This window comes from Mycobacteriales bacterium, assembly GCA_035504215.1.
Taxonomy (GTDB): Bacteria; Actinomycetota; Actinomycetes; order JAFAQI01; family JAFAQI01; genus DATAUK01.
Genome location: DATJSI010000050.1, coordinates 44,365 through 66,524, shown reverse-complemented (window position 1 = coordinate 66,524; position 22,160 = coordinate 44,365). Strand labels below are relative to the sequence as shown.

The window sequence follows — 22,160 nt, the reverse complement described above, 5'->3', positions numbered from 1 at the left end:
ACCGGTCCGCTGCTCCTGAGCGCCACGACCGCGCGGGGTCGCCGCGATGAACCTGACGCCTGTGCTCACCGCCAACTGGGGCGATGAGAAGCCGTGGACGCTCGAGGGCTACGGCGGGGACTACCCGGCGGCGCGCAAGGCGCTGACCGAGATCTCACCCGACGACGTCATCACCGCGGTGAAGGACTCGGGGCTACGAGGTCGAGGCGGCGCGGGCTTCCCGACCGGCGGCAAGTGGGGGTTCATCCCGCAGGACGACGGCAAGCCGCACTATCTCGTCGTCAACGCCGACGAGTCCGAGCCCGGGACCTGCAAGGACATCCCGCTCATGCTCGCGAACCCGCATTCGCTGGTCGAGGGCATCGTCATCACCTGTTTCGCGATCCGGTCGAACCTCGCCTTCATCTACATCCGGGGCGAGGTCCTGCACGTTGTACGACGGGTGCAGGCTGCGGTCGCCGAGGCCTACACCGCCGGCCTGCTCGGGAAGAACCTGTTCGACACCGGCTTCGACCTCGACGTCGTCGTGCACGCGGGCGCGGGCGCCTACATCTGCGGCGAGGAGACCGCGCTGCTCGACTCGCTCGAGGGCTACCGCGGCCAGCCGCGCCTGCGCCCGCCGTTCCCTGCGATCGCCGGCCTGTACGCGAGCCCGACCGTCGTCAACAATGTCGAGTCGATCGCAAGCGTCCCGCCGATCATCGCGCGCGGCGTCGAGTGGTTCCGCGGTTTCGGGCGCGAGAAGTCGCCGGGCTTCACGCTGTACTCGCTGTCCGGACACGTGACCCGTCCCGGCCAGTACGAAGCGCCGCTCGGTGTCACCCTGCGGGAGTTGCTCGACCTCGCCGGCGGCGTCCGCGAGGGGCATGAGCTGAAGTTCTGGACGCCCGGTGGCTCCTCCACGCCGCTGCTCACGGCGGAGCATCTCGACGCGCCGCTGGACTACGAGGGCATGACCGACGTCGGTTCCATGCTCGGCACCAAGGCGTTGCAGATCTTCGACGACACGACGTGCGTGGTTAGAGCGGTCCTGAGGTGGACGGAGTTCTACGCGCACGAGTCGTGCGGCAAGTGCACGCCGTGCCGTGAAGGCACGTACTGGATGGTCCAGATCCTCGAACGGCTCGAGGCGGGCGATGCGGACGAGAGCGACATCGACACGTTGCTCGACACCTGCGACAACATCTTCGGACGGGCCTTCTGCGCGCTGGGGGACGGCGCGGTGAGCCCGATCATCTCTTCGGTGCAGTACTTCCGCGACGAGTACGTCGCTCACTGGGAGAACAACGGCTGCCCGTTCGACCCGGATGCCTCGACGCTGTTCAGCTCGGCAGGAGCGAAGAAGTGACGGCCGAAGCGGTCGACCCCGCCGTGACCCCGGTCGAGCTCGTGAGCGCGACGATCGACGGCATCGCGATCCGGGTTCCCAAGGACACGCTGATCATCCGCGCGGCCGAACTGGCGGGCATCGACGTGCCGCGGTTCTGCGACCATCCGCTGCTCGACCCGATCGGCGCGTGCCGGCAGTGCCTGGTCGAGGTCGAGGGACAGCGCAAGCCGGTCGCCTCGTGCACCGTCGCGGTCAGCGAGGGCATGGTGGTCAAGACCCAGCTCACCTCGCCGATCGCATTGAAGGCGCAGGAGAGCAACCTCGAGTTCCTGCTGCTGAACCATCCGCTCGACTGCCCGGTGTGCGACAAGGGCGGCGAGTGCCCGCTGCAGAACCAGACGCTGACCCACGGCCCGGCCGAGAGCCGGTTCAAGGACGTGAAGCGCACCTACGAGAAGCCGATCGCGATCTCGTCCCAGGTCCTGCTGGACCGTGAGCGGTGCGTGCTGTGCGCGCGGTGCACGCGCTTCTCGCAGCAGATCGCGGGCGACCCGTTCATCGACCTGTTCGAGCGCGGTGCGCTCGAACAGGTAGCGATCTTCGAAGAAGAGCCGTTCACGTCGTACTTCTCCGGCAACACCGTGCAGATCTGCCCGGTGGGAGCGCTGACCGGATCGCAGTACCGCTTCCGGGCCCGGCCCTTCGACCTGGTCTCGACGCCGTCGGTGTGCGAGCACTGCGCGTCCGGCTGCCAGCAGCGAACCGACTGGCGGCGCGGGAAGGTGCTGCGCCGGTTGGCCGGCGACGACCAGGACGTCAACGAGGAGTGGAACTGCGACAAGGGCCGGTGGGGGTTCGGCTACTCGACCGCTCGGGACCGCATCCTGACCCCGCTGGTTCGCGACGCTGACGGCTACCTGGTCGAGGCGTCGTGGAGCGAGGCGCTCGCCCGCGCCGCCGCCGGGCTCTCGCAGTGGCGCGGCCGGACCGGCGTGCTGACCGGCGGCCGGCTGACCGTCGAGGATGCGTTCGCATACTCGAAGTTCGCGCGGGTGGCACTCGGGTCGAACGACATCGACTTTCGGGCGCGACCGCACTCGGCCGAGGAGCGGGAGTTCCTGGCCGCGCAGGTAGCTGGGCGTTACCTCGAGACGACGTACGCCGATCTCGACGCGGCACCGGCCGTGTTGTTGGCCGGGCTCGAGCCCGAAGAGGAGTCGCCGATCGTCTTCCTGCGCCTGCGCAAGGCGGCGCAGAAGGACGGCCTCGACGTGTTCGGGATCGCTCCGTTCGCCACCGCGGGTCTGACCAAGCTGCACGGGCGCTTGCTCGCCGCCGGCCCGGGTGGCGAGGCCGACGTGCTCTCCGCCCTCGGGAAGGACGACTTCTCCCACGCCGGCCTGCGCGAGGCGGGCGAGGCGCTGCGGCAGCCCGGCGCGGTCATCATGATCGGCGAGCGGCTGGCCATGTCACCGGGCGCGCTGAGCGCCGCCGTGGGCCTGGCGGATGCGGTCGGCGCGCGGCTGGTCTGGGTGCCGCGGCGGGCCGGCGACCGGGGAGCGGTCGACGCCGGGTGCCTGCCCAACCTGCTGCCCGGCGGGCGCGCGCTCGCCTACTCCGCGGCGCGGGAGCAGGTGGAGAAGCTCTGGGGTGCCCTGCCGTCCGAGCCGGGCCGTGACGGAGACGCGATCGTAAAGGCGGCAGCGGCCGGGCAGCTCGCGCTGGTCGTGGCTGGGGTCGACCCGGCCGATCTCGCTGACCCCGACCTGGCGCTCCGGGCGCTCGAGGCGGCGCCGTTCGTCGTCTCGCTCGAGATCCGGGACTCCGCGGTGACCGACCGCGCCGACGTGGTGTTCCCGGTGGCGCCGGTGGTCGAGAAGGCCGGCAGCTTCCTCGACTGGGAGGGCCGGGCTCGGCCGTTCGACGCGACCCTCGAGTCGACGGGTGCGTTGAGCGACGGCCGGGTGCTCGACCGGCTCGCGACCGAGCTGGGCGTCGAGCTCGACACCGCCACGGCGCGAAGCATCCGCGCGCAGATCGCGATGCTCGGCTCCTGGGCCGGTCCGCGCCCGCCGGCGCCGGTCTACCCGGCACCGGCCGCCACCACCCCCGGCTCGGGTGAGGCGCTGCTGGCGACCTGGCACCACCTGCTCGACGACGGTCGCCTCCAGGAGCACGAGCCCTACCTCGCGGGCACTCGCAAGCCCGCGGTGGCCCGACTGTCCCGGACGAGCGCGAACGCGCTCGGGATCGACAACGGCGCCGAGGTCAGCGTGAGCACCGATCGCGGCACGGTTACGCTTCCGGTCGCGATCACCGAGATGCCGGACCAGGTGGTCTGGCTCCCGACGTACTCCGTTGGCTCGCATCTGTACGCGACCCTCGGGGCAGGATCGGGCGCCGTGGTCCGGCTGGCAGCGGCGGGAGGGTCGTGATGCATCTCGTCTCGGCCGCGGCCGCCGGTGGCACGCACCTGAACGCGTTCGGCAACGACCCGTGGTGGCTGACCCTCGTCAAGTGCCTCGTCGTGTTCGTCTTCCTCGTAGTCACGACCCTGCTGATGATCTGGGCCGAGCGCCGGGTGATCGGCTTCATGCAGGCGCGGCTCGGCCCCAACCGGGTCGGCCCGTTCGGCGTGGTGCAGGGGCTCGCCGACGGCATCAAGCTGGCGTTGAAGGAAGACCTCATCCCGGCGATGGTCGACAAGCCGCTGTACATCCTGGCTCCGGTCGTCGCGAGTGCTCCCGCGTTCCTGTCCTTCGCGGTCATCCCGGTGGGGCCGGTCGTGTCCATCGGCGGGCACCGCACGCCGCTGCAGATCACCGACCTACCGGTCGCCGTGCTCTTCATCCTCGCGATGGCCTCGATCGGGGTCTACGGGATCGTGCTGGCCGGCTGGTCGAGCCAGTCGCCGTACCCGTTGCTCGGCGCGCTGCGCTCGGCCGCGCAGGTCATCTCCTACGAGGTCGCGATGGGCCTCGCCCTGGCCGGTGTCTTCCTGTACGCCGGTTCGCTGTCGACCAGCCAGATCGTGTCGGCACAGGCAAAGCTCTGGTACGCGCTGCCCCTGATCCCGTCGCTGTTGATGTACCTCATCGCGATGGTCGGCGAGACCAACCGGGCGCCCTTCGACCTGCCGGAGGCCGAGAGCGAGCTGGTCGCCGGCTTCCACACCGAGTACGCGTCGCTGAAGTTCGCGATGTTCTTCCTCGCCGAGTACATCAACGTCACGACCGTGAGTGCGCTCGCGACCACGCTGTTCCTCGGTGGCTGGCGGGCGCCGTGGCCGCTGTCGCTGATCGGCAACGACGAGCTCAACCACGGCTGGTGGCCGGTGTTGTGGTTCCTCGGCAAGATCTTCGTGCTGCTGTTCACCTTCATCTGGCTGCGCGGCACGCTGCCGCGACTGCGCTACGACCAGTTCATGCGGCTGGGCTGGAAGGTGCTGATCCCGTTCAGCCTGGTGTGGCTGTTGATCGTGGCCGCCTTCCGTGAGCTCACCAACGAGGGGAAGACCCGCGTGCAGACGCTGGCCTGGGTCGGTATCCCGGTTGCGGCGGTCGTGTTGATCTGGACCTTTGTCGCCGAGTCGCGCGCGAGCCAGGCCGCGGCCGACGCCGAGCTGGCCGAGCTCGAGGCCGCCGCCGAGCGGGAAGCCGGGGATACGACCGGCTACCCGGTGCCCGTGCTGTCGGCTGCGGGCCCGGTGCCGGAGCTCGAGCGAGGGGCGGACTCCACCGAGGTGCTCGATGGCTGACGAAGACGTCCCCCCGACCCGCCCGGACTCCAGCGTGGAGCGGGTCGAGCCCGACACCGAAACCGCGCCCGGAGCACTTCAGCAGGGCCCCGCAACGACGCCGGAGACGCCGAGCAGCACGGCCGCGCCCGAGCGCAAGCAGTCGTTGCTGAAGGAGATCTTCGCGCCGGTCGCCGGCTTCGGGGTGACCTTCCGAACGATGCTCACCAAGCCGGTCACCGAGCAGTACCCGGAGGAGAAGCTCCCGACCGAGCCGCGCTACCACGGCCGGCACCTGCTGAACCGACACCCGGACGGCTTGGAGAAGTGCGTCGGCTGTGAGCTGTGCGCGTGGGCGTGCCCCGCGGACGCGATCTACGTCGAGGGTGCGGACAACACCGAACAGGCGCGCTACTCACCCGGCGAGCGGTACGGCGCGGTGTACCAGATCAACTACCTGCGGTGCATCTTCTGCGGGTTGTGCATCGAGGCCTGCCCGACCCGGGCGCTCACGATGTCGAACGAGTACGAGCTGGCTGATGACAGCCGGGTCGACCTGATCTTCACCAAGGACCAGCTGCTCGCTCCGCTCCAGCCCGGCATGGAAGCGCCGCCGCACCCGATGCGCCTCGGCGACGACGAGAAGGACTACTACGATCGGCCGGCGACGCCCACCGCGAAGGAGGGCCGGTCGTGACGGGGACGCTGCTCGCGGCAGCGTCCGGCTCGCCCCCGCTGCACGAGGCTTTCGTGTTCTGGATCCTCGGCCCGATCGCGGTGGCCGCAGCGGTCGGCATGGTGCTGGCCCGCAGTGCGATCCATGCCGCCCTGCTGCTCGCGATCGTGATGCTCTGCCTCGCGGCGTTTTACACGACCGAGAACGCACCGTTCCTCGCGGTCGTCCAGGTCGTCGTCTACACCGGCGCGGTCCTGATGCTCTTCCTGTTCGTGCTCATGCTGATCGGCGTCGACTCGATGGACTCCCTGGTCGAGACGTTGCGCGGTCAACGGCTGGCCGCGTTCGTCATCGGGCTCGGGTTTGCCGTGCTGCTGGTCGCCACCTTGGCCACCGCCCTTGCGGGGTTCTCGCCGAAGGGCGTCACGGCGGCGGAGCACGGCCAGGGCAACGTCGCCGCGATCGCCAACCTGCTGTTCAGCCGGTACGTGTTCGCCTTCGAGGCCACGAGCGCGCTCCTCATCACGGCCGGCCTCGGCGCGATGGTGCTCGCGCACCGAGAGCCGAGCGAAACCAAGCAGCGCAGCCAGCGGGAACGCATGGAGGCCCGTCGCGACAAGGGCGGAGCGGGCATGGGCCCGCTGCCGGGCCCCGGCGTCTATGCCGACCACGACGCGGTCGACACGCCCGCCCTGCTGCCGGACGGCTCGATCGCTGCGCCGAGCGTGCCCGACTACCTGCAGGTGTCCTCCGCTCGGCACCACGTCGACGCCACCGAGCGAGAGCTGGAGCGGTGAGCGGATGAGCGCGGACTACTACCTGTATCTGTCGGCGGTGCTGTTCACCATCGGCGCGATCGGCGTACTCGTGCGCCGCAACGCGATCGTCGTGTTCATGTGCGTCGAGCTGATGCTCAACGCGGTCAACCTCACGTTGGTGACGTTTGCCCGGCTCAACGGCAGTCTGGACGGGCAGATCATCGCGTTCTTCGTGATGGTGGTCGCCGCCGCAGAGGTCGTCATCGGGCTCGCGATCATCATGTCCATCTTCCGATCTCGGCGGTCCGCCTCCGTCGACGACGCGAACCTGTTGAAGTACTGAGCCGCCGATGACTCTCGCGTCCGCCCCGACGACCGTGCACTACGCCAGTGCCACGGGGGCCTTCGACCTGACCTTCCTGCTCGTGCTCCTGCCGGCACTGAGCGCCGCCGTTCTGCTGCTCGGCGGGCGCCGGACGAACTCCTGGGGCCACCTGCTCGGCTGCGCGACGCCGATCGCCGCGTTCGTCATCGCGGTCATCGAGTTCTTCGCGTTGATCGGTCGTGACCACGGCGAGAACCGCCAGCTCGACCAGCATCTGTTCAGCTGGGTGCCGGTCGCCGGCTTCCACGTCAACGCCAACGTGCTTCTGGACCCGCTCTCGATCACGTTCGTCCTGCTGATCACCGGCGTCGGCTCCCTGATCCACGTCTACTCGATCGGCTACATGGCCGAGGACCCGGACCGCCGGCGCTTCTTCGGCGAGCTCAACCTGTTCGTCGCGGCGATGCTCTTGCTGGTGCTCGCGGACAACTACCTGGTCCTGTACGTCGGATGGGAAGGCGTTGGTCTCGCGTCGTACCTCCTGATCGGTTTCTGGTCGCAGAAGCCGAGCGCTGCCGTCGCGGCGAAGAAGGCGTTCCTGGTCAACCGGGTCGGAGACCTCGGGCTCTCGCTCGGGATCATGCTGATGTTCACCACCTTCGGGACAGTGGCGTTCGACGGGGTGTTCAACGGCGCGCGCAGCGGTCACGCACACAGCGGCACCATGACGGCAATCGGCCTGCTGCTGTTGCTCGGCGCGTGCGGCAAGAGTGCGCAGGTCCCGCTGCAGTCCTGGTTGCTCGACGCGATGGAGGGTCCGACTCCGGTCTCTGCGTTGATCCATGCCGCGACGATGGTGACCGCTGGCGTCTACCTCGTGGCGCGGTCCAATGCGATCTACGACGTGGCGCCGGATGCCCGGTTGGTGGTCGAGATCGTGGGAGCGGTGACGCTCATCTTCGGAGCAGTCATCGGGTGCGCGCACGACGACATCAAGAAGGTGCTCGCGGCCTCCACGATGAGCCAGATCGGCTACATGATGCTCGCGGTCGGGATCGGCCCGGCGGCCTATGCCTTTGGCATCCTGCATCTGCTGACACATGGCTTCTTCAAGGCGGACATGTTCCTATCCGCCGGGTCGGTGATGCACGGCAACGACGACGAGGTCAACATGCGCCGCTTCGGCGGTCTGCGCAAGGTGATGCCGTGGACGTTCGCGTGTTTCGCGTTCGGCTACCTCGCGATCATCGGCATCATCCCGTTCTCAGGGTTCTTCTCCAAGGACAAGATCATCGAGTCCGCCCTCGACCAGGGTGGAGCTCGAGGCGACATCTTCGGCGCCGTCGCACTGGCCGGTGCCGGCCTGACCGCGTTCTACATGACCCGGCTCATGCTCATGACGTTCTTCGGCAACAAGCGCTGGCCGAGGGACGTGCACCCGCACGAGTCGCCGAACGTCATGGTCATCCCGATGGCGATCCTCGCCTTCGGCGCGCTGGTCTCCGGCTACCTGCTGATCCTGCACGGTGACCTGCAGCACTTCCTGACGCCGAGTGTCGGAGCGATCGCCGTACCCGCGCACCGGCCGCTTTCAGCAACCGCGCTCAGCCTGCTCGCGCTCGCGGTCGTGCTCGTCGGCGTCGGCATCGCCTACTGGCGGGTGGGCATGCGACCGGTGCCGGCCGAGCCGCCGACGCACGTGACGCCGATCACGGTGGCGGCGCGCAAGTCGCTATTCGGTGATGCGCTGAACGAGGCCGTCTTCATGCGACCGGGCCAGTACCTGACTCGCGCGCTCGTCTTCTTCGACAACCGGGGCGTCGACGGCGTCGTCAACGGCTTCGCCGCGGGCATCGGCGGCACGAGCGCGCGGGTGCGCCGGGCGCAGACCGGCTTCGTCCGTTCGTACGCGTTGTCGATGCTCGCCGGTGCATTCGCGGTGGCCGCGACCCTCGTGCTGCTGAGGGTGGGGTGATCGCGGTGCACAGCGGGTTCCCCTGGGTGATGGTCACGGCGCTGGTGCCGCTTGCCGGCGTGGTCGCGATCCTGGCGTTGCCCAAGGCGCGCGAGCAGCAGGCGAAGTTCGTGGCGCTCGGTGCCTCGCTCGTCGCGATGGTCGTGTCGATCGTCATGGCGTTCGCCTACAAGACCAACGGCGCGCGCTTCCAGTTTGTGCAGGACTACACCTGGATCAAGGCGTTCGGCGCGCATTACGCGCTCGGCGTGGACGGCATCGCGCTCGCGCTGATCCTCATGACCACGGTGCTGACCCCGGTCTGCGTGCTCGCGTCGTGGCACGACGCCGACCCGGTCGACGGACCGGACGGCCCGGCACCGAGCGGTCGCGGGCCGCGGCTGTTCTTCGCGCTGCTGCTTGCGACCGAGACGCTGGTCGTCGGGGTGTTCGGTGCGCTGGACGTGTTCTTCTTCTACGTCCTGTTCGAGGCGATGCTCATCCCGATGTACTTCCTGATCGGGTCCTTCGGTGGCCCGCGCCGGTCGTACGCCGCAGTGAAGTTCCTGCTCTACTCCCTCGCCGGCGGCCTGCTGATGCTGGTCGCGGTGATCGCCCTGTACGTCGTCTCGAGCCACCAGCTCGGCACCGGCACGTTCGACTACCAGGTGCTCGTCTCGAGGCTGCACATCTCCCACGGCGAGCAGGTCGCGCTGTTCCTCGGGTTCTTCATCGCGTTCGCGATCAAGGCGCCGCTCTGGCCGTTCCATACCTGGCTGCCGGATGCCGCGAGCGAGGCGCCGACCGGGACCGCCGTGATGCTGGTCGGCGTCCTGGACAAGGTCGGAACCTTCGGGTTCCTGCGCTTCTGCATCCCGCTGTTCCCCTACGCCTCCAAGCTGCTCGCGCCGTACGTCCTCGGCTTGTGCGTGACCGGCATCCTGTACGGCGCGCTGGCGGCGATCGGGCAGCGCGACATGAAGCGGCTGGTCGCCTACTCCTCGGTGTCGCACTTCGGCTTCATCGCGCTCGGAGTCTTCGCCTTCACGACCCAGGGCGGCTCGGGCGCGACGCTGTACATGGTCAACCACGGGTTCTCCACCGGCGCGCTGTTCATCGTTGTCGGGTTCCTGGCCTCGCGCCGTGGCTCGCGCCTGGTCGACGACTTCGGTGGCGTGGCGAAGGTCGCGCCGTGGCTCGGTGCGATGGTGATGGTCGCCGGGCTGTCGGCGCTCGCGCTCCCCGGCATGTCGACCTTCGTGAGCGAGTTCCTCGTGCTGGTCGGGACGTTCACGGCGCACCGCTGGTTCGCGGTCGTGGGGATCTTCGGCATCGTGCTGGCCGCCGTCTACGTGCTCTGGATGATCCAACGCACGATCCACGGCCCGGTGACGGCCGCGGTCGAGGGCTTCAAGGACCTCAGCCTGCGGGAGGCCTGGGTCATCGCGCCGGTCATGGTCGTGATCGTCGCGCTCGGTGTCTACCCGAAGCCGATCCTCGACTTCATCAACCCGTCGGTGCAGCAGACCAACTCGGTGGTCCGGACGCACGACCCGTACCCCTCGGTCCCGGAACGATCCGCGACGAACGCGGCCTGTTCGACGAGCCTTGCTCGCCCGGTACCGAAGAACATCGGGACCGCCGCCTACCAGTCGCGCCTGACGATCACGCTGTGTGACACCTATTCCGGGATCGTCAACGTCAACACCGGACTGGGCAAGCCCGTGTCGCACTTCGGCGCCGGGAGTGGCAAGTGAGCGACTTCCACTCCCCGTCCATCGCGTACCACGCGCTGATGCCGATCATCATCCCGGCCGGCGCGGCCGTGGTCGGCGTACTGGTCGATGCGTTCGTGCCGGCGGTCGCGCGCTGGCGCACGCAGGTTGCGGTCGCGCTGCTCGGTCTGCTCGGCGCGCTGGTCGCGGCCGCTGCTCTCGCCGGCGACCACATCGTCACGGCTGGGACCGCGGTCAGCGTGGACGGGCCGACGCTGTTCCTCCAGGGGACGATCGCGGTGCTCGGCATCGCCAGCGTTCTGCTGGTCTCGGACCGTTCGCCGGGGATGGGTGGCGGTGCCCTGGTTGCACAGGCGTCGTCGACGCCTGGCTCGTCCGAAGAGCGGGCCGGGATCATCAGTGGCCGGGCGCAGACCGAGGTCTTCCCGCTGATGATGTTCGCGGTCACCGGCATGATGCTGTTCCCGGCCGCGAACGACCTGCTGATCCTCTTCGTCGCGCTCGAGGTCCTGTCGCTGCCGCTCTACCTGCTGTGCGGGCTGGCGCGCCGCCGCCGGCTGCTGAGCCAGGAGGCGGCGGTCAAGTACTTCCTGCTCGGCGCGTTCTCCTCGGCGTTCTTCCTGTACGGCGTTGCCTTGCTCTACGGCTACGCCAACACGGTGTCGCTCGCCGGTATCCAGGCCGCGACGGTGACGGGCACGCACAGCGACACGCTGCTGTTCCTCGGGCTCGCGCTGCTGGCGGTCGGGCTGCTGTTCAAGGTTGGAGCGGCGCCGTTCCAGTCCTGGATCCCGGATGTCTACCAGGGCGCACCCACGCCGATCACGGCGTTCATGGCATCGGCCACCAAGGTGGCCGCCTTCGGCGCGCTGCTGCGGGTGTTCTACGTCGCGTTCGGCGGCCTGGGCTGGGAGTGGCGGCCGGTTGCCTGGGGGGTCGCGATCCTCACGATGGTCGTCGGCTCGGTGTTCGCGGTGACCCAGACCGACGTGAAGCGCATGCTCGCGTACTCCTCAGTCGCGCACGCGGGCTTCATCCTGATCGGGGTGATCGCGCTCAACAAGGCCGGCCTGTCCGGCTCGATGTTCTACCTGGTGACCTACGGCGTGACCACCATCGGCTCGTTCGGGATCCTCACCCTCGTGCGCGACCCGGACGGTGAGGCGACCCACCTGTCGCGCTGGGCGGGACTCGGCCGGCGCTCGCCGCTGGTGGCGGGCGTATTCGCGCTGTTCCTGCTCGCGCTCGCCGGCATCCCGCTGACCTCGGGCTTCACCGGAAAGTTCGCCGTGTTCTCGGCCGGCGTCTCCGGCGGAGCGACGCCGCTGGTCATCGTCGGGGTGATCACGAGCGCGATGGCGGCGTTCTTCTACGTCCGCGTGATCGTGATGATGTTCTTCGCGGAGCCGATCGAGGACGGGCCGGTGGTCGTCGCTCCCGGCGGCGGAACCGCGAGTGCGCTGGTTCTCGCCGTTGCGGCTACCGTGGTGCTCGGCGTCTTCCCGCAGCCGCTGTTGAACCTCGCCAACCAGGCACTGCCGTTCTATCACTGAGGCGCTAGCGATCGGCCGATCGGAGAGGGGATCGGGATGTCACCGATGAACACCCTCGGCCTCACCATCGAGCCGGGCCTGGAAGCGGTGCTGGCCGAAGGACTGACCTCGGTCGAGTCGATGCTGCGCGACGAGGTGAAGTCGGCCGACGACTTCGTGAGCGAGGCAGCCAGTCACCTCGTCGCCGCCGGCGGCAAGCGGTTCCGCCCATTGGTCACGTTGCTGGCGGCGCAGCTGGGTGACCCGGCAGCGCCCGGCGTCGTGCCGGCCGCGGTCGTCGTCGAGCTGACCCATCTCGCGACGCTCTACCACGACGACGTCATGGACGAGGCAACGCTTCGGCGCGGTGCCGACTCGGTGAACTCGCGCTGGGGCAACGCGGTCGCGATCCTGGTCGGCGACTTCCTGTTCGCCCGCGCATCGGACATCCTCGCCGACCTCGGGCCGGAAGCGGTGCGGCTGCAGGCCCGTACCTTCGAGCGGCTCGTGCACGGCCAGATCCGCGAGACCGTCGGTCCGGGGCCCGGTGCCGACCCGGTCGAGCACTACCTGCGGGTCCTCGTCGACAAGACCGGCTCGCTGATCGGTACGTCGGCGCGGTTCGGCGCGATGCTGTCCGGCGCCTCACCGGCCGAGACCGAGCTGCTCACCCAGTGGGGCGAGCGGATCGGCGTCGCCTTCCAGCTCTCCGACGACCTGCTCGACCTCGAGGCCGACTCGGACGAGCTGGGCAAGGTGCCGGGCACCGACCTGCGCGAGGGTGTGCCGACCCTGCCGGTGCTGATGCTGCGAGCGACCGGCCGCGAGGAGGACGCCGCTCTCGTCGCGGCGCTGGACGGCGACCTTTCCGACGACGGCGCGCTCGATGCCGTGCGAAGCCAGCTGCGGGCGCATGCGGTGATGGCCGAGGCGCGGGCCGTCACCGCGCGCTGGGCCGAGGATGCCCGGGCGACCCTCGACACGCTGCCGCCGTCGACGGCGAAGGCGGCGCTGGAGTCGCTCTGCGACTTCGTCGTCGCCCGCACGTCCTGAACCTTCCGGATCCGTGAACGGTTGCGTACCGCCCGCGGTACACACGCGTGCACAAACCCCTCGGCGTCCGACGCTGCAGGGCCCGGTGTGCCTGGGTGGCTCAGCCGGTCGGCACCCAGAACCGCAGCTTGCCGCTCCGCTCGTCCTCGAGCACGCCGCCGGCGGCTTCGATCACCTTTCGCGACCCGACGTTGCCGCTGTCGCACGTCAGCAACGCTGACTCGATTCCCATCGCGTTGGCGTGCGGCAACGCGGATTTCAGCATCGCGGTTGCGTGGCCGCGGCGGCGCGCGGTCGGTCGAACGTCGTAGCCGATGTGCCCGCCGACCTCGAGCAGGTGCGGGGTCAGCCGGTGGCGAAGCGCGAGCCGGCCGAGGTAGTCCTCGCCATCGACATACCACCAGGTCGTCGACGGCACGTAGCCCTCGGGGCGCGGCGTTTCTTCATAGGCCTGCGCGCGCAGCTCATCGACGTACGACGCGAAACCCTCGTCGCTCGCCCAGCTCGACGAGTACCGGCGAAGCTCACTCGCGATCATCGAGTCGTCGTCGGCGCCGCCCCGGCCCTCGGCGCGGAACTCCGCCATGGCGGCAAGAAACGAGTCCTTGACGGCGGTCGTCGGCAGCGCGAGCTCGGGCATGGCTTTAGTGAAGCAAGCAGGTGCAACCGATTTCCGGTGCCTCAAGCCTCGAGCAGGGCGACCGGGATCTCCATGTACCGGGAACGCAGCCACTCGCCGAGGCCCTTTGCCTGCGGGTCCTGACGGGTCGATGCCGCGACACCGTCACCGAGCAACCCGGCGACGACGAAGTTCAACGCCCGCAGGTTGGGCAGCTCGTACCGGGTGACGTCCAACCCGGCGGTCTCCGGCAGCAGCGCCTTGAAACAGTCGACGTCGAGCTCGTGTCGCAGCCAGTGGTAGGCGGCATCCGTCGCCACCCAAAGGCCGACATTGGCGTCGCCGCCCTTGTCCCCGCTGCGCGCGCCCACCAGCGACCCGAGCGGCACATGCCAGATCGGACCCCAGTCCTCGGGCGGATCCGCCGGCGGCCGACGCGGCAGCAACCGGGCGCGCTCGATTGCCGCTCCGGCCGGTGGCTCGATGTCGACGGCGGTGCCGTCATCGGTCACGACGCGTTGAGTGACCAGGTGGTTCGGCAGCAGCAGCGGCTGGTAGACGCCGTACGGCGTCGCGTCGCCGGGCGGCGTGGTCATCGTCGCACCCGGGTAGCTCGCGAGGGCCAGCTCGACCGCCGCGCTCGAGAACTCGCGACCGATCCGCGCACCGTCGTGGTCCTTCACGGTCACGGTCAGCCGGGCCGTCGCCTGCTCGTTGGTCACCGGGTTGTCGTGGTCCGTTCTCGCAAGGGAGAAGTCGACGTCCCCGATGCCGTCGAGTCGTGGCGCGAGCTGGCGGCGGACCAGGTCGGCCTTCGCCTCGATGTCGAGTCCGGTGAGCAGGAAGGTCATCGAGTTGCGGAACCCGCCGAGCGTGTTGACCGCAACCTTCGTGTGCTCGGGCGGGCGATGTCCTCGCACTGCACCGCCACCAGGCCCGGTGATCCGCACGCGGTCCGGCCCCTCCTGGTTGAGCTCGACGCTGCCGAACTCGGCCGTGACATCGGGGTTGAGGTACAGCGGCGGACCGATCTCGTACAGCAGCTGAGCGGTGACCGTGCCGATGTCGACCAGGCCGCCGGTGCCGTCCTGCTTCGTGATGACCGACGTGCCGTCCTCGAAGACCTCGGCATACGGGAAGCCGACGTGCTCGATGCCTGGCACCTCGGTGAAGAACGAGTAGTTCCCGCCGCTCGCCTGTGCCCCGCATTCGAGGACATGGCCTGCAACGAGCGCGCCCGCGAGCGCGTCGTAGTCGTCGACCGCCCAGCCGTGGTACCAGGCGGCCGGGCCGATCACCAGCGCGGCGTCGGTAACGCGCCCGGTGACGACGACCTGCGCACCGCGGTCGAGCGCGGTCGCGATGCCCCAGCCGCCGAGGTAGGCATTGGCCGTGACGGTGTCGGCTGGCAGCTTGATTCCCTCGGCCGCAAGCTCGTCGCGGCGGGGGAGCAGGTCGTCGCCTTCGACGTGCGCGACGTTGACCCGCAGGCCGAGCTTCCCGGCCAGTTCTCGTACGGCATTGGCGCACCCGGCCGGGTTCAGGCCGCCGGCGTTCGCGACGATCCTGACGCCACGCTCCCAGGCCAACTCGAGGCAGTCCTCGAGCTGGCGGACGAAGGAGGTGCCGTAGCCGCGGTCGGGGTCCTTGGCTGCGCTGCGCCAGAGCAGCAGCATCGTCAGCTCGGCGAGGTAGTCGCCGGTGAGGACGTCGAGCTCGCCGCCTTCGAGCATCTCGCGCATGGCGCTGAAGCGGTCGCCGTAGAAGCCGGAGCAGTTGCCGATTCGCACCGCTCTGGCCATGCCCGCGACGCTACCGCGCCACCCATCCAGCCCGAGCCGCCGCACTAGGGTCGGGCTGTGCCCGCGATCCCGGTGTCGATCGGCCGCGCTCCTGGCGACGCGCCGGCGCCGATCCGGTTTGCACTCGCCGGCGGTCGCGAGCTCTCGCTGTGGGTGTTCGACGTGGGGCTGGCCTGCTGCGCGGTGGAGTTCGCGTCGGCGACGATGCGCTACCCGGACCGGCTGCGCGGCGGAGTGGACGGAGTGGCCGGAGCCGATGCGATCGACGTGGTCGTCGTCTCCGGCACGGTCACGGACAAGATGGCGCCCGCGGTCCGCGCGGTCTACGACCGCTTGCCTGACCCCAAGTACGTCGTGTCGTTCGGCTCCTGCGCCAACTGCGGCGGACCGTACTGGGATTCGTACTCCGTGACCAAGGGGATCGACCAGCTGATCCCGGTCGACGTGTACGTCCCGGGCTGCCCGCCCCGACCGGAGGCGTTGCTCGACGGCCTCGACCTGTTGCAGCAGCGGATCGAGGGTGCGGCGTGAGTGCGGCCGACGTCCTGACTGTGGTCGGCGCCACCGCGTCGGTCACGGAGGAGTTCGGTTGCCTGACCGTCGACGTGCCGGCGGCCGACTGGCTTGCGGCCGCCAGCGCACTGCGTGACGACCAACGCGCGACATACACCTACTTCGACTGGCTCTCGGCGTACGACGACCTCGACGCCGGGGTTGCGGTGGTGGTCCGGTTGTGGTCGCCTTCGAAGCGGCGTGGGGTGCTGCTGCGGACCCGGGTTCCGCACGACGACGGCGTCCTGCCCACCCTCACCGGACTGTGGCCGGGCGCCAACTGGCACGAGCGCGAGACCCTCGAGATGTTCGGCGTGCGCTTCGAGGGTCACCCGAACCCGATCCCGCTTCTGCTGCCGGACGGGTTCGACGCGCACCCGCTGCGCAAGGACTTCATGCTGGCATCGCGGGTCGCGAAGCCGTGGCCGGGCGCCAAGGAGCCCGGCGAGTCCGATCGCGACCTCGAACCCAGTGCTGCACCGCGCCGGCGCCGCGCGCGCCCTCCGGGCGTGCCCGACCCCGGCTCGTGGGGGCCGGCGTCGTGAACGCCGAAAGCGCCGGGCTCCCGCACCGCAGCCGAGGGGTCATCGCGCTGGTCGAGGACAACTGCACCTCGTGCATGCTCTGCGCGCGCGAGTGCCCGGACTGGTGCATCTATATCGACTCGCATCCGGAGACCGAGCCGCCGGCCGCACCTGGCGGACGGCCGCGCACCGTGCACGTGCTCGACCGCTTCGCGATCGACTACGCCTTGTGCATGTACTGCGGGATCTGCATCGAGGCGTGCCCGTTCGACGCGCTGCACTGGTCGCCGGAGTTCTCGTACGCGGAGCCGGGGATCGCGGAGCTCATTCAGGAACGCGACCGGCTCGGCGCCTGGGTCGCGACGGTGCCGCCGGCAGAGGCGGATGGCAACCTCGACCGGCGAGGCGCGGCGCGCTGACGGGTCCGCGGACCGGGTACGTCGTACCGTCTGAGCTGTGATCAAGACCCGCCTCTACCGCGAAGGCAACTGCATCGACGAGAACTTCGACCCGCAGCGCATCTCGGACCATCTCGAAACCAGGAACTGCGTGGTCTGGCTCGACCTCGAAGCGCCGACGAAGGACGACTTCGCGCTGATCGCGGAGGAGTTCTCGCTCAACCCGCTGGCGGTCGAGGACGCGACGGCCGAACGGCAGCGGCCCAAGCTCGACCACTACGACGACCACATCTTCATCTCGCTCTACGACGTCGGCCTCCAAGCCGACGGCGAGATGACCGCGCACGAGCTGGCGATCTTCGCCTCGAAGCAGTACCTGATCACCGTGCGCAAGACGCCGGGCTACTCGATGGACCCGATCGTCGCGCGGTGGGACGACAACAAGAACCTGGCGAAGTACGGCGTCGGTTTTCTCATGTGGGGACTGCTCGACGTCGTCGTCGACGGTCACTTCCAGACCGTGCAGCAGCTCGACGACCAGATCGAAGAGCTCGAGGACCTGCTCTTCTCGGACTCGGACACCGGGACGAAGGTGCAGCGGCAGTCCTACGAGCTGCGCAAGTCGCTGGTCCGGATGCGCCGGGTCGTGCTGCCGACGCGTGAGGTCGTCAACGCGCTGATGCGCCGCGAGAGCGGGATGGTCGACGACGCGCTGCTGCCGTACTACCAGGACGTCTACGACCACGTGCTGCGCGCCGCGGACTGGACCGACTCGTTGCGCGACCTGGTCTCGACGATCCTCGAGACGAACCTCACCATCCAGGGCAACCGGATGAACCTCATCATGAAGCAGGTCACGTCGTGGGCGGCGATCATCGCCGTACCGGCCGTGATCACCGGCTACTACGGCATGAACGTGCTGACCTACCCGAACTCCGGAACGAAAGCCGGCGGCTACACTGCACTCGGGCTCAGCGTCGGCTTCGTCGTCCTGCTCTGGATGATGTTCCGCCGCCGCAACTGGCTCTGAGCGCCGTCCTAGCGGTAGTTCTCGAACTGCAGCGGGATGCCGAAGTCGGACTCGCGCAGCATCGCGATCACGGTCTGCAGGTCGTCGCGCTTCTTGCCGGAGACCCGGACCGTGTCGCCCTGTACGGCGACGTGGACCGCCTTCGGCCCATCCGACTTGATCTTCTTCACGATCGCGCGAGCCTTCTCCGAGTCGATGCCCTGCCGGATCGCGATCGCAAGCCGAGACGTGTTGCCGGCCGCGGCCTGCGGGTCGCCGTGGTCGAGCGCCTTGAGCGAGACCTGCCGGCGCACGAGGCGCTCCTTGAAGACCTCGAGCACCGCCTTGACCCGCTCGTCGCTGTTAGCCGTGATGACCACGCCGTCCTGGCCGCTCCACGCGATGGACGCGCCGGTGCCCTTGAAGTCGAAGCGCTGCCCGACCTCCTTCGCGGCCTGGTTGAGCGCGTTGTCGACCTCCTGGTGGTCGACCTTGCTGACGACGTCGAACGACGCATCCGCCATTCCGGTGCCTCCTCCTGCACCCGCTATCCTGACCGACGCGCGCATCTCGATGCGCGACAAGGCGGGTTGCCCGAGCGGTCAAAGGGAGCGGTCTGTAAAACCGTCGGCACAGCCTACGTTGGTTCGAACCCAACACCCGCCACGGCTGGCACTGCCTTCCGCGGAAGGCAGGGGCACGTGTAGCCTCGTGCCCGCTCGCCCCCTTAGCTCAGTCGGCAGAGCGTCTCCATGGTAAGGAGAAGGTCTACGGTTCGATTCCGTAAGGGGGCTCCACGATTCGCCGGCTGCCCGGTGACTCACTACTGGCCGAGGACCCGTCGAGGGTGGCGGCCGTCGACGTACCCGACGAACGGCGGGTGGATGCCGTAGCCGAGCAGTTCCTGCAACCTGGGCTCCAGGGTGCGGACGATCTCCGGCGGTACGGCGAGGACGTGGTTCTCCTGCTGGCGCAGCCAGCCCGCGGCGTACTCCAGCAGGACCCCGAGCCGGGTGCGGTCGGTGCGGTTGGCGCCGCCGCCGTGCCAGAGCGTGCCGCGGATGAACAGCACCGATCCGGCCGGCATTGTGATGGTCACCGTCTCGTCGGGGTCGACCGGCATCCGGTCGGTCCAGCGGTGGCTGCCGGGCACGACGCGGGTGGCGCCGTTGTCCACGGTGAAGTCGTCGAGCGCCCACATCGTGTTGAGCACGACCTCCGGATGCGGCCGGGGCAACGGATAGATCCCGTCGTCGGTATGCAGGAACTGCGCCTTCTCGCCCGGTGCGATCTCGATTCCCGTCGGCGCGCTCAGCTGGTAGCTCGGGCCGAGCATCGCGTCGAGCACCGTCAGGAGCAGCGGGTGTACGGCGAGGTCGTCGAAGACCCGGGTCTTGGCGAAGATCGCGTAGATCCGCCGGGTCTGGAAACCCTCGAAGTCGTTGCGCCCGGTGGGTGTGGCGTCGAGGATCCCGCGCAGGCCGTCGCGGATCGCCGCGGCCCGGTCCGGGCGCAGCAGCGACTCGACGACCGAGTAACCGTCCCGATCGAGGTCCGCCAGCACCCGGTTCGCGACCTCCTGGTCGGTGCCGAGCGCCGTCATCCCCGGATCGTATGGCCGTTGCCGCTGTGGCACCATGGAACGCCGGTCCAGGTCGTGGACCTGCGGCGGAGTAGCTCAGCCAGGCAGAGCAAGCGGCTCATAATCGCTGTGTCGCCGGTTCAAATCCGGCCTCCGCTACGCACCGCCCGTCCCGCGCCAGCCGGGCTATCCTGGCTTTCCGGCAGGCGGAGTCCCGCCCCAGATCCGGCCCATCAGGAAGGTCAGCACCGTGGCAGCCACCGACGTCCGACCCAAGATCACGCTGGCCTGCGCGGAGTGTAAGCACCGGAACTACATCACCAAGAAGAACCGGCGCAACGACCCCGACCGGCTCGAGCTGAAGAAGTTCTGCCCTAACTGTCGCCGCCACACAGAACACCGCGAAACTCGCTGAGCCGCGAAACTCGCTGAGGCGCACGCCTGCTGCGTTCTCCCTCGCTTGCGTGCTACAGCACGCGGCGCTCAGTGCGGCCTTGCAGGCGCACGCCTCAGCGAGTTTCGAACGCTGAGTGGGGTGCAACCTTGGCGGCTTTCTCCCTCGCTTGCGTGCTACAGCACGCGGCGCTCGGTGCGGCCTTGCAGGCGCACGCCTGCGGCGTTCTCCCTCGCTTGCGTGCTACAGCACGCGGTGCTCAGTGCGGCCTTGCAGGCGCACGCCTCAGCGGGTTTCGTTCGCTGAGTGGGGTGCAATGCCTGCGGCGTTCTCGCTCGCTTGCGTGCTACAGCACGCGGCGCTCAGTGCGGCCTTGCAGGCGCGCACCTCAGCGAGTTTCGTTCGCTGAGTGGCAGCAGTCCCCTAGCGTGCGGTGAGGTGGATCTCCACGTAGGCCCCGTCGTAGGTCCATTGCGACATCGGCTGGCCCGGGTCGTTCAGGTGGGCAAACATCTCCACAGCGAGCCGACTGCCGGTGACCGGCACGACCAGATGGCATGACGGCGGCGCGCCCGCAACCGGCACCGCAGCGCAGGTTCCTTCGATCGGGCCGGTGGCGACGTGGGCCAGCCCTGCTTTGACCGCCGCTACCTGATCGCGCGGATCGCCGGGGCCGAGGAAGCAGCGCTCGCTGGTGCCGGTCCCGCAGACCTGGTTGCGACCGTCCTTGGTGTCGGTCGAGAACGTCGCTGGCAGCGCAACCCGGGCCAGCGCCCGCTCGCCCGCGGCCGTCCACGCGGCGTCCTGGGTTCGCTGTCGAGCCGGGAGCCACAACCCGAGTACGGCGGCAATCGCCGCCGCCACGAAGACGCCGGCCGCGAGCAGCGCCACGGACCTCCGCACACATCTTGATCGGCACGGCACGAGTAGTCCTGGAGATTGCCCAGCGGTCCCTCGTTCATCCGCCGACGCCGGTGGCCACCAGGCATGATGGGCGGGTGGCGGCGGGTTCGTATCGCGTTTGGACGCCGCCTCCCGGGTGGCCCGAGCCGCCGCGAGCCTGGTCGCCACCACCTGACTGGATGCCAGGACCCGAGTGGCCCCAACCGCCGGCCGACTGGACCTGGTGGCAGGAGCGGGTGGATCCCGCCAAGTTCGAGCGTGCGTGGCGCGTGCTGCTCACACTCGTGGCGATCTGGGCGGCGGGCAACCTCACCATGGCAGTCGCCCTGTGGCGCCAGGCCCAACTGACCCAAGCTTTCTGGAACCCTCTCAACACCAGGGTGGGCTCGACGCTGCACACCCCCTTGGTTCCGGTCGCGGGCGCGTCGGTGCTCCTCGTGTTCTGTGGCCTCGCTGTCGGCGTAACGTGGCTCGCCACCTTCGGGGTGCGTCGTGGCGGGCGGCCCCTCCCATGGGTTGCGCTCGGCCTGTGCGTCTTGGCCGTGGCCGGCGACGGGTTCCTGCTGGTCCCCGGACCGTTCGCGGTGACCCGCTGGTGGGGCCGCAGCATCTACGCAGCGAGCGACCAGGTCCGGCTCGGCACCGGCGTCGCCGCCGGCGTCACGCTGATCGCGATCGTGATCGCCGCGATCGGCGCAGCCTGCCGGCGCAAAACGCTGGGACGCGCGTGCGCACCTGGATCGTTACCTTCAGGCTCGGGCGATTGAGCCGATCTGGGGGAGGGGTCGTGGCGGATGTCGAGGTCACCCGGGAGATCCGTGCTCCCGCGGAGCTGGTGTGGGGGCTGGTTGCCGACGTCACCCGGATGCCCGAGTGGTCGCCGCAGACCATCGCAATCGAGTGGCTCCGCGGTGCGAACCGGCCGGTCCGCGGCGCGTCGTTCCGCGGAACTAATCGCAACGGCACGAAGACCTGGAAGTCGGTCTCAACCGTCGTCGATGCGGATCCCGGCAAGGCGTTCAGCTTCCTCGTCAAGGTCGGCGGAATGAGCGTCGCCGAGTGGGGATACACCTTCGCGCCGACTGCCGACGGTTGCGCGGTGACGGAGTCGTGGACCGATCGTCGCAACCCGCTGCTGAAGCTGTTGAGCGGGCCGGCGACCGGCGTCGCGGACCGGGCCTCCCACAACCGCGCCGGGATGACGCAAACCCTCGAACGACTCGCGACCGCGGCCGAGAGTTCGTCGCCGGGAGACTGACCGCGACCGGCCGTCGATC

Annotated in this window: 22 protein-coding genes and 3 tRNA genes; 20 read left to right on the top strand and 5 right to left on the bottom strand. The window is 69.2% G+C overall.

What is annotated here, in order from left to right; translation table 11 throughout:
* Positions 1 to 46 precede the first annotated feature (46 nt).
* The 10 genes from nuoF to VME70_06215 are packed head-to-tail and all read left to right on the top strand — an operon-like array spanning position 47 to position 13,100.
* On the top strand, positions 47 to 1,348 hold the full coding sequence (gene nuoF, locus VME70_06260; protein HTW19796.1) for an NADH-quinone oxidoreductase subunit NuoF: 1,302 nt from the start codon (positions 47 to 49) through the stop codon (positions 1,346 to 1,348).
* On the top strand, positions 1,345 to 3,765 hold the full coding sequence (locus VME70_06255; protein HTW19795.1) for an NADH-quinone oxidoreductase subunit G: 2,421 nt from the start codon (positions 1,345 to 1,347) through the stop codon (positions 3,763 to 3,765). Before nuoF ends, VME70_06255 begins: the two co-directional genes overlap by 4 nt.
* Positions 3,765 to 5,087 carry an NADH-quinone oxidoreductase subunit NuoH gene (nuoH, locus tag VME70_06250; GenBank protein ID HTW19794.1) on the top strand — a complete coding sequence of 441 codons (1,323 nt, stop codon included), beginning with the start codon at positions 3,765 to 3,767 and terminating at the stop codon, positions 5,085 to 5,087. The genes VME70_06255 and nuoH overlap by 1 nt, the downstream gene beginning before the upstream one ends.
* On the top strand, positions 5,080 to 5,763 hold the full coding sequence (gene nuoI / locus VME70_06245) for an NADH-quinone oxidoreductase subunit NuoI (protein HTW19793.1): 684 nt from the start codon (positions 5,080 to 5,082) through the stop codon (positions 5,761 to 5,763). The genes nuoH and nuoI overlap by 8 nt, the downstream gene beginning before the upstream one ends.
* Positions 5,760 to 6,539: an NADH-quinone oxidoreductase subunit J gene (locus VME70_06240; GenBank protein HTW19792.1), complete on the top strand. Its 780-nt coding sequence runs from the start codon at positions 5,760 to 5,762 to the stop codon at positions 6,537 to 6,539. The genes nuoI and VME70_06240 overlap by 4 nt, the downstream gene beginning before the upstream one ends.
* A 4-nt stretch (positions 6,540 to 6,543) precedes the next feature.
* On the top strand, positions 6,544 to 6,843 hold the full coding sequence (gene nuoK, locus VME70_06235; GenBank protein HTW19791.1) for an NADH-quinone oxidoreductase subunit NuoK: 300 nt from the start codon (positions 6,544 to 6,546) through the stop codon (positions 6,841 to 6,843).
* A 7-nt stretch (positions 6,844 to 6,850) separates the two neighbouring features.
* Positions 6,851 to 8,800, top strand: coding sequence for an NADH-quinone oxidoreductase subunit L (nuoL, locus tag VME70_06230; protein ID HTW19790.1), 1,950 nt, complete (start codon positions 6,851 to 6,853; stop codon positions 8,798 to 8,800).
* On the top strand, positions 8,797 to 10,536 hold the full coding sequence (locus tag VME70_06225; GenBank protein HTW19789.1) for an NADH-quinone oxidoreductase subunit M: 1,740 nt from the start codon (positions 8,797 to 8,799) through the stop codon (positions 10,534 to 10,536). Before nuoL ends, VME70_06225 begins: the two co-directional genes overlap by 4 nt.
* Positions 10,533 to 12,068, top strand: coding sequence for an NADH-quinone oxidoreductase subunit NuoN (gene nuoN, locus VME70_06220; protein HTW19788.1), 1,536 nt, complete (start codon positions 10,533 to 10,535; stop codon positions 12,066 to 12,068). Before VME70_06225 ends, nuoN begins: the two co-directional genes overlap by 4 nt.
* Before the next feature lie 45 nt (positions 12,069 to 12,113).
* The gene (locus tag VME70_06215; protein ID HTW19787.1) at positions 12,114 to 13,100 is read left to right on the top strand and encodes a polyprenyl synthetase family protein; all 987 of its coding nucleotides are present in this window, start codon (positions 12,114 to 12,116) and stop codon (positions 13,098 to 13,100) included.
* Positions 13,101 to 13,200: 100 nt separating this feature from the next.
* On the opposite strand, the gene VME70_06210 is transcribed toward VME70_06215, so the two are convergent.
* Both VME70_06210 and VME70_06205 read right to left on the bottom strand, forming a co-directional pair.
* Positions 13,201 to 13,740, bottom strand: a complete 540-nt coding sequence (locus VME70_06210; GenBank protein ID HTW19786.1) for a GNAT family N-acetyltransferase — start codon at positions 13,738 to 13,740, stop codon at positions 13,201 to 13,203.
* A gap of 41 nt (positions 13,741 to 13,781) precedes the next feature.
* Positions 13,782 to 15,521, bottom strand: a complete 1,740-nt coding sequence (locus VME70_06205; protein ID HTW19785.1) for an acyclic terpene utilization AtuA family protein — start codon at positions 15,519 to 15,521, stop codon at positions 13,782 to 13,784.
* A gap of 57 nt (positions 15,522 to 15,578) precedes the next feature.
* Between VME70_06205 and nuoB the strand changes: the two genes are divergently transcribed.
* The 4 genes from nuoB to VME70_06185 are packed head-to-tail and all read left to right on the top strand — an operon-like array spanning position 15,579 to position 18,025.
* Positions 15,579 to 16,052: an NADH-quinone oxidoreductase subunit NuoB gene (gene nuoB / locus VME70_06200; GenBank protein HTW19784.1), complete on the top strand. Its 474-nt coding sequence runs from the start codon at positions 15,579 to 15,581 to the stop codon at positions 16,050 to 16,052.
* Complete coding sequence (locus VME70_06195; protein ID HTW19783.1) at positions 16,049 to 16,618, top strand: NADH-quinone oxidoreductase subunit C; 570 nt, start codon at positions 16,049 to 16,051, stop codon at positions 16,616 to 16,618. The genes nuoB and VME70_06195 overlap by 4 nt, the downstream gene beginning before the upstream one ends.
* Positions 16,615 to 17,016, top strand: a complete 402-nt coding sequence (locus tag VME70_06190) for a 4Fe-4S binding protein (GenBank protein ID HTW19782.1) — start codon at positions 16,615 to 16,617, stop codon at positions 17,014 to 17,016. Before VME70_06195 ends, VME70_06190 begins: the two co-directional genes overlap by 4 nt.
* A gap of 37 nt (positions 17,017 to 17,053) precedes the next feature.
* Entirely contained in the window at positions 17,054 to 18,025 is a 972-nt protein-coding gene (locus VME70_06185; GenBank protein ID HTW19781.1) for a magnesium transporter CorA family protein, read from the top strand.
* Positions 18,026 to 18,033: 8 nt separating this feature from the next.
* On the opposite strand, the gene VME70_06180 is transcribed toward VME70_06185, so the two are convergent.
* Entirely contained in the window at positions 18,034 to 18,528 is a 495-nt protein-coding gene (locus VME70_06180; GenBank protein HTW19780.1) for a YajQ family cyclic di-GMP-binding protein, read from the bottom strand.
* 60 nt (positions 18,529 to 18,588) lie between these two features.
* On the opposite strand from VME70_06180, the gene VME70_06175 reads away from it, so the two are divergent.
* Together VME70_06175 and VME70_06170 are read left to right on the top strand one after the other, a co-directional pair.
* A tRNA-Tyr gene (locus tag VME70_06175) sits at positions 18,589 to 18,670 on the top strand.
* 55 nt (positions 18,671 to 18,725) lie between these two features.
* A tRNA-Thr gene (locus VME70_06170) sits at positions 18,726 to 18,801 on the top strand.
* Between the two features lie 26 nt (positions 18,802 to 18,827).
* On the opposite strand, the gene VME70_06165 is transcribed toward VME70_06170, so the two are convergent.
* Positions 18,828 to 19,607, bottom strand: a complete 780-nt coding sequence (locus VME70_06165; GenBank protein HTW19779.1) for a phytanoyl-CoA dioxygenase family protein — start codon at positions 19,605 to 19,607, stop codon at positions 18,828 to 18,830.
* Between the two features lie 64 nt (positions 19,608 to 19,671).
* Here VME70_06165 and VME70_06160 point away from each other — a divergent pair.
* Positions 19,672 to 19,745, top strand: a tRNA-Met gene (locus VME70_06160).
* A 91-nt stretch (positions 19,746 to 19,836) separates the two neighbouring features.
* Complete coding sequence (gene rpmG, locus VME70_06155; GenBank protein ID HTW19778.1) at positions 19,837 to 20,001, top strand: 50S ribosomal protein L33; 165 nt, start codon at positions 19,837 to 19,839, stop codon at positions 19,999 to 20,001.
* Between the two features lie 402 nt (positions 20,002 to 20,403).
* On the opposite strand, the gene VME70_06150 is transcribed toward rpmG, so the two are convergent.
* Positions 20,404 to 20,871, bottom strand: coding sequence for a hypothetical protein (locus VME70_06150; GenBank protein HTW19777.1), 468 nt, complete (start codon positions 20,869 to 20,871; stop codon positions 20,404 to 20,406).
* Positions 20,872 to 21,119: 248 nt separating this feature from the next.
* Here VME70_06150 and VME70_06145 point away from each other — a divergent pair, with 248 nt between their 5' ends.
* Together VME70_06145 and VME70_06140 are read left to right on the top strand one after the other, a co-directional pair.
* Positions 21,120 to 21,650 (top strand): hypothetical protein, encoded by a 531-nt coding sequence (locus tag VME70_06145; GenBank protein ID HTW19776.1) that lies wholly within the window; start codon positions 21,120 to 21,122, stop codon positions 21,648 to 21,650.
* 20 nt (positions 21,651 to 21,670) lie between these two features.
* The gene (locus VME70_06140) at positions 21,671 to 22,141 is read left to right on the top strand and encodes an SRPBCC family protein (GenBank protein HTW19775.1); all 471 of its coding nucleotides are present in this window, start codon (positions 21,671 to 21,673) and stop codon (positions 22,139 to 22,141) included.
* Positions 22,142 to 22,160: the final 19 nt, after the last annotated feature.